The organism is Ancylomarina euxina (genome assembly GCF_003863355.1).
Lineage (GTDB): Bacteria > Bacteroidota > Bacteroidia > Bacteroidales > Marinifilaceae > Ancylomarina > Ancylomarina euxinus.
In genome coordinates this window covers 1-10849 of sequence record NZ_QQWG01000031.1, presented here as the reverse complement: position 1 = coordinate 10849, position 10849 = coordinate 1, and the positions used below count along the sequence as shown (strand labels likewise).

Below are 10849 nucleotides of genomic sequence, written 5' to 3'. Positions count from 1 at the left end.
TAGAATTATTGACAGATTAATTTTAAAAGTAATTCAAGACAGGGGATTAGCTTATTCAATCACTAAGCCAGCTGACTTAAATTTTAGAGCAGGTGGCGTGTCTCTGAGGGCAGGTAACTTAAATTTTAGAGCAGGTGGCGTGTCTCTGGGGCAGGTAACTTAAATTTTAGAGCAGGTGACGTGTCTCTGAGAGCAGGTAACTTAAATTTTAGAGCAGGTGGCGTGTCTCTGAAAGCAGCTAACTTAAATTTTAGAGCAAGTTACGTGTCTCTGGAAGCAGCTGACTTAAATTCTAGAGCAGGTGGCGTATCTCTGAGAGTAAGTAATTTATATTTTAGAGCAGATAATTTGATTTTGGATGAAAGTGAAAAGAACATAACACTTACCGTTTTGTTTAAATAATTCGAAATATTAGATGGAATAAGCAACGAAATGGTAACAAAAGCTAAATTTCATGGGCGGTGACGAGCAGTTTGAAAGTTTAGTTCATCTAATAAACACCAGCAAGCCACCTAGATTTGGTTTGCAAAAAATATAAACAAATTTAAGCGGCTTGCTTCCGCGCGGTTTGAAAGGTAAATTCTTTTAAATCGCCCACGAAAACTTAGCAAGACCGTTAGGGGGAATTTTAATACAGGCATAATCATTAAGTATAAACTATGAAAAAACTTCTCATTTTAATTTCTTTTATTTTAACAGGATTTTTAAGCTTTAGTCAAGCACTTGTTTTAAATTATAGTTTAGAGAATAATAATAAAACTCTAAATTTTCCTGAATTTATTTCATTAGAAGGAGATAATGAGGCTGCTTTAGAAGCAATCAATGAATATATTCAATTACAGACTTTAAACAAAAAGATTTCAAAATCAGATAAGTATTTATTTGAAGATTTCACAAAAGAAAGAACTTGTGATTATGAATTGTATAAAAATTCAAAAACAATACTATCCTTGAAAATCGATGCTGGATATTCTCATTATTTGAATTTTAACTCTCAAACTGGAAGAATAATTGAACTAAGTCATTTGTTCAAGGAAAATTCAATTCATGAGCTTTACAATTTGAGAAAAGAAGTGTTAGAAAAACGAATTGAATTTAAATTAAGTAAAATTGTTGATTCTCAAGCTAAAGAAGAATTACGAAAGTCTCTTTATGAAAGGTTAGATAAGTATTTTCAAAACTTCTTTATAAAAGATAATAGCCTTTGTTTATTTTCTTCTCAAGGACAAGATATTAGACATGAAAATAATATTAATTGGACAGTGAGTTTTCAATTTTCAGAAATAGAAAATATGTTATCTGAATACGGGAAAGCAATATTTCTTGGTAATACTAATATAAAAGAAGAGAAATTTGAAACAAGTAAAGCAATATTCTTAAAAGGTTTTATTGCAGATAGATACCCAATTACAATGGTGTTAAACTTTTCTTATGACAATAAATTTAGGTATTATGAAATTGACGAATCTTATTACTGGTATGATAAAGTTGGTCAAGGCTTATATCTCGTTGGTTCAAGAGACACAGAAAATAAATATAATGTTGAAATGTTTGATCTTGGGTCGAGAACTATAAAAGAGAAGTTTGAGTTTGAATTCGATGGAAAGAAATATGAAGGGGTATGGAAAGATTTGACTTCGGGTAAAGAATTAAAATTTACAGCTAAATCATATTTTGAATAAACTCCCCCTAACACAACCTATAAGCTATTTGGCGTTTTGCGCGTGGGCGAGGTTCAGTTCAACTAGGAGAAATGCCAAAGCTTCGGTTTTGGTTTTTGAAATGAAAATATAAAACAAAAATACGCAGCTTTGGCTTGGGATGAACTCTGAAGATTTTCTCTTTTAGGTCGCCAACAGCTCATAGCTCAACTCGTTAGGTGCAAGTTTGAGGAGACAACAATTTTCAAATATGACAAATAATCTAAAATAGGATACTTTAAGAATGAAAATTAGAGCTTATAATAAGGATGAGGATGAAGATCAGTTGATGAAAATGATTGAGACTGAAGGCAAAGAATGGGCTTGCTATTCTGATGAAAGTGTATCAGATAAATATAAGTTAGCCTTATGTAACTCCATTACATATGTGGCATATGAAGGAGATAGGTTATGTGGTTATTCTCGTTCAATTAATGATTGTGGGTTCTATGTGTATGTTTGTGATTTACTGGTCATGCCAAAGTATAGAGGTCGAAAGATTGGAAGAAAACTAATGGAGTGTATATATACTGAATATCCGAATCATATTGTATATGTTATGTCTGATGTTGACGAGTATTATATGGAACAAGGCTACAAGCGTGAAGGTTCAATATATGAAGTGACTAATTCAAAAAAGGAGCAATAAGTATTCTTGCATAATCTAATGGAATAAAGACAAAACAACATTATCTATGTATTCTATTCTTGAAACGATATTGGTTAAAAGACCGAACTTCAATGACATAGATGCACTATCTGAAAATATTGGAAATGAATCTGGGCAATTTCCAAATGAAATAATTGGCTATATAAAGATCGGTCTAGTGACATAAAAGCATTAGGAAAACGAATAAAACCAGCACCTAACAAAAGCTAAATTTCATGGGCGGCGATGTGCAGCTTGAAAGTTTAGTTCAATTAATAAACACCAGCAAGCCACATTGATTTGGTTTGCTTAAAAATATAAACAAATATATGCGGCTTGCTTCCGTGTGGTTTGAGAGGATGGTTCTTTTAATCGCCCACGAAAACTTAGCAAGACCGTTGGGCGCAAGCAAAAACAACCAAACACATAGAAAATTAATTGATAGAAATGAATGATTTTGAAAATATCAAGATAGAAGAATTAAGGACTTTGATACGGAAATTCAATAATGATGAAAATGTAAATCAGTTAGAGAATTATTATCATTCAAAATCTTTCCCTGAAATATTGGGAGCAAGTCGAAAAGAGCTTGTTCATAGTAGCTTTTTAGCATGGATTCTAAATGAAAAAGAAAGTCATCAACTATTAGATTTCCCAATTCGGAAACTTCTTGAATTGATTGTTATTTACAGCAATGATTCACAAAATCAAAGAAATAAGAATTTATTTGATTCAATAATAGTTTCCGACTATTCAATAAGTGACTTATACATAGAAACGGAAAGAGTTGAAAAAGGAGTTGGCAGAATTGACTTGTATATAGAAATAACGATTCAGACTAATGGAAAAAATAATCGATTGAGATTAATTATTGAAAATAAAGTTGGAACAAAAGAACATAGTGACCAGACTACTAAGTATTTCAATCATTATGAAAATTTTAAAGAAAAAGAATTTATAAACCTATATGTTTTTCTAACTCCTATTTCAAGTTTAGACTTGATGGAATTACAGGAGCCTGAATGCAGTTGTAAAGAATATACTCAGGTAAATTATCAATCAATAGTTGATTTTATGCTTGAACCTGCATTGAAAAGAAATATTAACAACAAGACTGAATTTATAATAAAAGAATATTTACAGTCATTAAGTCAACCAACAATTGACAAAGACGATGACGAATATAAACAAGGATTAATTATGGCACTTGGAACAGACGAAAGAAATCTATTGACTAAGTTTTGGGAAAAAAATCAAAAGTTAATTTTAGCATCACTTTATGCCATAAGCTCTGACCCAGAACAAGAAAAAGATGTAAGAGATAGTGCATCCTCAGCTTTAAGTAATCTATCAAATTCAAATAAAGACAGAAGCCTTTACTCAATTAAATACAATGGAACTGTCGAAATTGAAAAAATTAAAAAGTCAGATATAGGTTATTCAACGGTAAAATTGCTTGAAAATAAAAACTTAATTGATTCCGAATTATTTGAGTTTTTAAGAGCAGACAAATCCTGTAGTTTTTTACTTCTAAAAACCATTGATGAAGTTACTGACACTGAGACAAAATATAGAAAATATCGAATAAATAGCGAACCTGAATTAATATTTGAAGGAGAAGAATATTTTGTAGCGAGAAATTGGGGAATTAATAATATTGACCGTTTTCTTAAAAAAATGACAAAGCGTATTAATGGAATAGAATATATAACTCATGAATAAAAAAGCCAGCGCCCAACAATATGTATAAGTAATAGCGGTTTCTGTGGGTATTTAAACTATTGCGTTTCAAATAACCCCCGCCAAATCTACCGATTTGACTAAAAGGATAAAATGTAGCTTTGGCTACTTTGAAATTGAAACGAAACCACTATTATTATCCGCTACTACTCATACATGAAACGTTATCGGTCATTTCTTAATTTGTTTCGAATTTAGTGTAAATAAAAATTATATAGATTATTTAATATGAATTGTACAAATTGTGGCATAAAACTCTCTGTAGATTGGAAATATTGTGCTAGTTGTGGTAAAAAAGTTGATAATTTGGAGGTTGTAGTTGTTGAACAAAACGTTATAATTGAAGAGATATTAGTAGAATGTGGACATTGCAAAGGTACTGGAACATGCAGACAAGGTGTTACAGGTGATTCTGGAGTAACATATAGTTGTCCTGTTTGTCGGGATAAAAGTGGTTTAACATTTAAATGGTATGAACAAGCATGGGCTGTTGCTGTTCCTTGTTCAAAATGCAATGGTATAGGAAAAAGAAGAGTTAATTAAATAATTGGAACTTTTCATTTGAAATTTAATTATTAAAATGGATGTATCAATCTGATATAACTAACAGTTATTACTGTATAATATTATGGTCAGCAATGCTAACGCAATTTTTTTAAGGATTGTTTTAGCATCTTTTCCAAGTTAAAATGAACATGAAAATCTAACCAAGATAAACTTCCAAACGACCGATAACAAAAGCTAAATTTCATGGGCGTGGATGTGCAATTTGAAAACTTAGATCAATTAATAAACACCAGCAAGCCACCTAGATTTGGTTTGCAAAAAATATAAACAAATTTATGCGGCTTGCTTCCGCGCGGTTTGATAAGATTGTTCTTTGAAATCGCCCACGAAAACTTAGCAAGACCGTTAGGCGTCATTTTAAAACACTGCCAATTAAGCAATAATATGATAGAATCAGAAGAACAACTATTAAAAGAAATAGATAAAATTCGAAAAGAAGTTCCTCCGGAAAATTTATTGTTGTTTAGAGGTCAAAATCAGATTTATGATGAAGTCAGGTCAGGAAGAGCTAGACAAAATACAATTGTCAATTCTGAAGTTGAAAGTGGGTGGAATACAATTGTTAATAGACTTACTGACAAAAAATCTGGCACAAAATATAATCAAGCAATTTTACAGCATTATGGACTACCGACATTCTATTTAGATTTGACAAATAATCCTTTAACTGCTGCGTGGTTTGCGTGTTATAAATATGAGGTTTTGAAACCAACCATGTGGATTGGTAATACTTTTAGGTTTCAAGATGAAACAACTTATAAAAAGTTAGATGATGGGATTGGCTATATTATCATATTCGAAGTTCCCAATTATGAAGAGATGATTACAGAAGAAGAACTTTTCGATATCGGAAATGAATCTAAATTTATACGACCTGAAAAACAAGGAGCTTACTTGATTTTAGACCATCCACCTAGATTACCAAATCCAAACAAGTTTATAAAAAAGATTATTGAAATTGACAGGTCTTTATTTACATCATCGAAATCATTAAAGGAATTATTTCCACATCCTAAAATAGATAAAGGTTATGCGGGTCTTTTAGATGTACCTTATGTCCAACTACCGCAACATTATTATAACAAACCATGCAAGAACTTTGTAGGAGTAAACGAAGAAACGGTAGAAAGCTTAGATAAATTCTTTGTAATTGGAAAAAGAGCTATTCATATTCCGTTCTACATTGAGGATAAAGACGATTTATATGATTTTAATCCTAAATGGAAGGACACTACAATATATGAACCTTCTCCTTTTAGAATTTGGAAAACAGAATACTTTAACATTTCTAAAATGCATAAAGGACAAAAAGGAGATTTTGTGGATACAGCAAAAATTACAATATCTCCTGTAGCATTTAATCGTTTATTTTCAAACGATGAATCACTTGAGTTATCATGGCCAAATATAAATTCAAATAGTATTTTCTTTACAAAAGCAGTACTTGACCATGACAAAGTAATCGATCATTCTCCACCATATGCAGGAATTTGGTTGCACAAAGACAATGATTTAATAATTGAGAGTCACCTTGTAGCGGATGAAGAAAATATAGAATTTCAGTTAGGACACGCATTTACTTTTAACAATGGTAAATTAGAATACGTTAAAATAGAAAAGGAATGTGATTGTGGAAAGCCTGAAGAGCATATTAGAATAATTGAATCCTTATTAAAAATTCATAGTCTAATTAAGAAACAAGAAATAGCATTAATCCAACATGCCTTTAATATTGATAATTGGTATGTACTGTTATAAAAAAACGAACGCCTAACAAAAGCTAAATTTCATGGGCGGCGATGCGCAGTTTGAAAGTTTAGTTCAATTAAGAAACACCAGCAAGCCAATACAATTGGTTTGCTTAAAAATATAAACAAATTTACTCGGCTTGCTTCCGTGCGGTTTGAAAGGTTATTTCTTTGAAATCGCCCACGCAACTTAGCAAGACCGTTAGCGTTCATGCAATGAGACCGATATAACATAGATAAACTGATGAGAACCCAACGCACAAATAGCACATTTGCAAGCTCCAACACACAGGCTGATTCTTCAGCTTGCAAAAGAGCTATTTTTGGTCCTACACACTTGGCGATATGAGAAATATTATTGATATAAAAGACAGACTTGAAAATGATGACGAAATAAATTCTAATCTTGATTTACTTATAGATTATAGTCTTTCAAATAAATCATTGATATTTAATAAGGACATTGCTGGAATTGAATTTGAAAAACTTTCTACATCTGAAATTGTAAAACTTCAAACAGATAAATATCATATTATAGATTTCGAAGTCTTTGGATTTAAAGTTTATTCTCTTTTTAAAAGTAAGATAAAGCTGACCAATGATTTCAAATCCTTTGTCTTGTTATTAAAAGAAATTGAAGCTGACTACAAATCTGATAAGTTTGTAAGAAATATCTCAACTTTATTAAATGAACTGTGGGCAATCGCTATACTTGACTCAAACCAGAGTTTTGGTATTGATTTTTCGGATTATCTTAATTCATTAGATGCTGAAACAAACAGGGATGATATTTTTTCCTTTAATGAAGGTTATAGCCGAGCGTTGCCTTTTCTCAAGATCGAGGAGACCAAATTCTTTCAAAATGGCATTCAATTAATAAAATGGACGAAAAGTGATGCCGATTATAATATGCCATTGGGAAGCTTTCTTAGAGGTGTTCGAAATAAAATATATGAAGATGAAAAATGGGGACTTAAATGTCTTGAGTTTTCTTTTAATCAGGCTGATTTAGAAATTGATTTCTTAATACCAATAATTACGGGGTTGTATGATAAGCTGGGTTTAATATTCTTTAATAAATACCTTGAAGATAAAATAAATAATGAAACTTATGCAGTCTCAATCATATGTGGATTGTCAAATATAGAACATGTGAAAGATGATGAATGTGTATTAATCTTTAAGGTTTATAATAAATCAAAAAAGGACAATACACATGTTTTATTGAATCTACCAAAATTACTTTTTGCTATATTAAAGTCAAAAGAAACTGATATAGATAAAAAGTATATAGGGTTAGCATTTAGGTGTCTAGACGAATTGTTGAGTATTGATAATCCAAACCTTATTTATTTCATTCTAAGAGAAAATGAATATCAAGATAACCATCTTGAATTAAGAAATGATTTGATTCTTAGTTTTATTAAGAAACCTCATTTTAAACAAGAATATTTAAATTCAATTAATCACTTTCTTTGGAAACAAAAAGATGTAAAATTATTTGAGATAGTTTTATATACCATAGGCGAATATTTACCATTTAAATCAATTGAAAGGAGTTTGTCCTCTTCAATAAATGTACTTCAATCGAATCATAAAAAAGAGTTTGACAAGGTAATAGTAAATTTACTCATTCAAGATAAAGCTTGCTATAGATTCTTAGCAACAGATATTTTAAGTCGTTTATATGATGGGTTTTACACATTTGATTATGATATCCTTGAATTAAGTTCACTTAATCAATACAAACTATGGGTTTCCGTATTTCAAAACTATAGAGAACCCCAAAGTGTAATTCCTTGTCTGCTACCTTTATTAAAAAGTAAATCTTTGTTAGTTAAAGAAGCATTCATATGTAAGCTAGAAGAATACACAGAAAGCTATGGGGGCTCAGTTACTGCAACACTTAAAGAAAAACTGGATTTCGAAGACAACGACTTGAAAGAAATATTTGAAAGAATAGAAGATTACAAAGTTGTATTTTATCAGAATAATGTAGTTGTAAAAGACGAAATAAAAGAGCTAAACCCTGCATTTACACAAAATAGATTGTTTGTGGAATTCAATAAAAACTATAACAGACGTTTTAGCCGTCAAATGCAAAAGAGTAGTGAAGAAAATAGTTCTTTCCTTAATTTCTGTTCTAAAGTAACATTATTGAAGGGAGGTGGATGGAAAATTGATGGAAGAGATGAAATATCGAAATTGAGTGAGATAAGTACAAGTTTTTCTTTACCAAGGATGTATTTTATTCGCCCTGAAAATTTTGATTTTGAAACTAGTGTAGAAATGTTTACTAATTGGAGCGAGACTAATTTTGCTGAAATTAAAAGAATTTTAGATAATGAATAGTAACAGTATCATTGTTCAAGAATATTTAGGTAGTCTTAAAGAAGATAAAGAATTAGATTATTTATTTCCTCTTTTGTTGAGTGTTATGGGATTTAGAATTGTGCAAACAGCTCTTGAATCTAAAGGTCAATCACAATATGGGAAGGATATTGTCGCAATTGGGAATGACGATAATGGAAACAAGTTTCGCTGGTATTTTGAATTGAAAGGATTCAAAGATAAAAATATCACAGATAAAAATTATTCTATTTCTGATGGTATAAGAGAATCTATTATTGAGGCAAAAGATACTGCATTCAATGATAGTTCTATTCCTGAATTTGATTCGCTTCCAATTAAAATAGTTGTTGTTCATAATGGTATTCTGAAAACAAATATTAGACCCACATTTGATGGCTTTATTTCGAGAGAGTTTAAACCTGGTGAATTTGAACGTTGGGATATATACTACTTAACGGATTTGTTTAGCAAGTATTTGTTCAGTGAATATCTATTAGCTGATGCAGAGAGTAATCGTTTACTAAAAAGGACATTGGCATTTTTAGATTCTCCTGACAATGATTTCAGTGATTTTAAACAATTGGTAGAAATTCAGATTGATAAAACAAAGACAATAAAGGGACGTACCTTTAAGAAATATTTTGCAACACTTAATCTCTTATCCTCAATAATTTTCCATTACAGTAACGAAAACCAGAATCTTATAGCAGCAAAAGAATGCTCAGATTATTTAGTATTAAGAGTTTGGTCTTGGATTCTAAAACAAAAATTAGAGCAAAAGGAAGCAGTATTAAAAGAATTTCGAAAATTACTTACAATTCAGTACAATATCTTAGATGCATATTTTAAGAAGACATACAAGGTTGCTTCATTAGAGAATGGCTTATATGCTGAGAATGGAGCTTTTTTTGAGGCAATAGGTTATCCTTTGAGGTGCTTTGATTATATAAACGACATAATTTACTATTGTGAACTAAGAACTTATTATCCAGACTACAGAGAAGCTTCTAAACACAAAAAACGATTACGGAACATTCAGAAAGATAAAATAATCACATTAATTAAAAATAATAGTGGTGCATATCGACCAATTATTGATAATCACTCTATAGCTATCTTAAATGTTTTTCGTTTCTTTTCTGAGCAATCTGATATGAGACAAAAGGATTTAGAGTTTTTAGCTTCCTACATTTTTGGAGTCATAAATGGTTTACTCATAATTAAGATAAAACGAAACCGACTTCCTGATGGATATAATAGGATTAGTTTGGTATCAGAATTTGTTGCTACTGGAGAAAAACCACAAGAATATACAGATGAATCTTCAATGCTAATAGCTATTTTATATGAATTGCTAATATTTTTTAATGCAGAGGAAACTTATCTTGATTTAAAAAAACGTCTTGATGATAAGGTGAATCTTCAAATTGCCCATCCCAGCGTTAAAGAATTTGATATTGAGCAATTATTGTTTGAAAGACATATGCATTCAGAATATTATATTGATAGTTTCCAAGCTGTGCCAGATAGTTTCGATGAGTTTAAGGAAAAAGTTAAAGAAAAAGAATATGAAAAAATGGAATACAGAACAGATAAAGCTGGATTCCCATTTTTAAGAACATTAGCTCATAAGTACTACAAGAATGAGATATTTCCTGATGAATGGAGAAAAAAGATTCCCAGTGATTAATCAAGCACGTTGTCTGGTCGCACGGGCAAACACACAACCAAAACCAGCCAAAGAGCTTTCCTGCCCAACCCGCGCAATGACAGGAATAAAGCACGAAACGCTAACAAAAGCTAAATTTCATGGGCGGTGATGCTCAGTTAGAAAGCTTAGTTCAATTAAGAAACACCAGCAAGCCATTTAAATTGGTTTGCTAAAAAATATAAACAAATTTATGCGGCTTGCTTCCGAGCGGTTTGAATGGACAACACTTTAAATCGCCCACGCAACTTAGCAAGACCGTTACAGTTAATTGATTCGTAATGGCACTCGCTGGCAAGCGTGTTGCCATTTCTGCTTTAATGGATTTTCCTGTTTTATTGTACACCAGTTGTTTTACTAGTTTTGACTGAGGTTTAAAACTTGA

The 10849-nt window shown here is 31.0% G+C and carries 9 protein-coding genes and 1 pseudogene; 9 read left to right on the top strand and 1 reads right to left on the bottom strand.

Features of this window, described 5'->3' with window-relative positions; all coding sequences use genetic code 11:
• Positions 1-180 precede the first annotated feature (180 nt).
• The 9 genes and pseudogenes from DWB61_RS17090 to DWB61_RS17055 all read left to right on the top strand — a co-directional run bounded on the left by DWB61_RS17090 (position 181) and on the right by DWB61_RS17055 (position 10446).
• Complete coding sequence (locus DWB61_RS17090; protein WP_125032157.1) at positions 181-402, top strand: hypothetical protein; 222 nt, start codon at positions 181-183, stop codon at positions 400-402.
• A gap of 257 nt (positions 403-659) precedes the next feature.
• The gene (locus DWB61_RS17085; RefSeq protein ID WP_125032156.1) at positions 660-1682 is read left to right on the top strand and encodes a hypothetical protein; all 1023 of its coding nucleotides are present in this window, start codon (positions 660-662) and stop codon (positions 1680-1682) included.
• Between the two features lie 262 nt (positions 1683-1944).
• Positions 1945-2349, top strand: a complete 405-nt coding sequence (locus DWB61_RS17080) for a GNAT family N-acetyltransferase (protein WP_125032155.1) — start codon at positions 1945-1947, stop codon at positions 2347-2349.
• A gap of 31 nt (positions 2350-2380) precedes the next feature.
• Positions 2381-2536: pseudogene (locus tag DWB61_RS18005) on the top strand (DUF7000 family protein); the annotation flags it as partial.
• A gap of 260 nt (positions 2537-2796) precedes the next feature.
• A complete protein-coding gene (locus DWB61_RS17075) occupies positions 2797-4071 on the top strand; it encodes a PDDEXK-like family protein (RefSeq protein ID WP_125032154.1) in 1275 nt (424 codons plus the stop codon).
• Between the two features lie 246 nt (positions 4072-4317).
• On the top strand, positions 4318-4632 hold the full coding sequence (locus DWB61_RS17070) for a hypothetical protein (RefSeq protein ID WP_125032153.1): 315 nt from the start codon (positions 4318-4320) through the stop codon (positions 4630-4632).
• Positions 4633-5040: 408 nt separating this feature from the next.
• The gene (locus DWB61_RS17065) at positions 5041-6414 is read left to right on the top strand and encodes an FRG domain-containing protein (protein WP_158614458.1); all 1374 of its coding nucleotides are present in this window, start codon (positions 5041-5043) and stop codon (positions 6412-6414) included.
• A 335-nt stretch (positions 6415-6749) separates the two neighbouring features.
• On the top strand, positions 6750-8756 hold the full coding sequence (locus DWB61_RS17060) for a hypothetical protein (RefSeq protein ID WP_125032151.1): 2007 nt from the start codon (positions 6750-6752) through the stop codon (positions 8754-8756).
• Positions 8749-10446, top strand: a complete 1698-nt coding sequence (locus DWB61_RS17055) for a hypothetical protein (protein WP_125032150.1) — start codon at positions 8749-8751, stop codon at positions 10444-10446. Before DWB61_RS17060 ends, DWB61_RS17055 begins: the two co-directional genes overlap by 8 nt.
• A 190-nt stretch (positions 10447-10636) precedes the next feature.
• Here the strand turns inward: DWB61_RS17055 and DWB61_RS17830 are convergent.
• The coding region (locus DWB61_RS17830) for a hypothetical protein (protein WP_225423413.1) at positions 10637-10849 on the bottom strand (213 nt) is incomplete at its 5' end.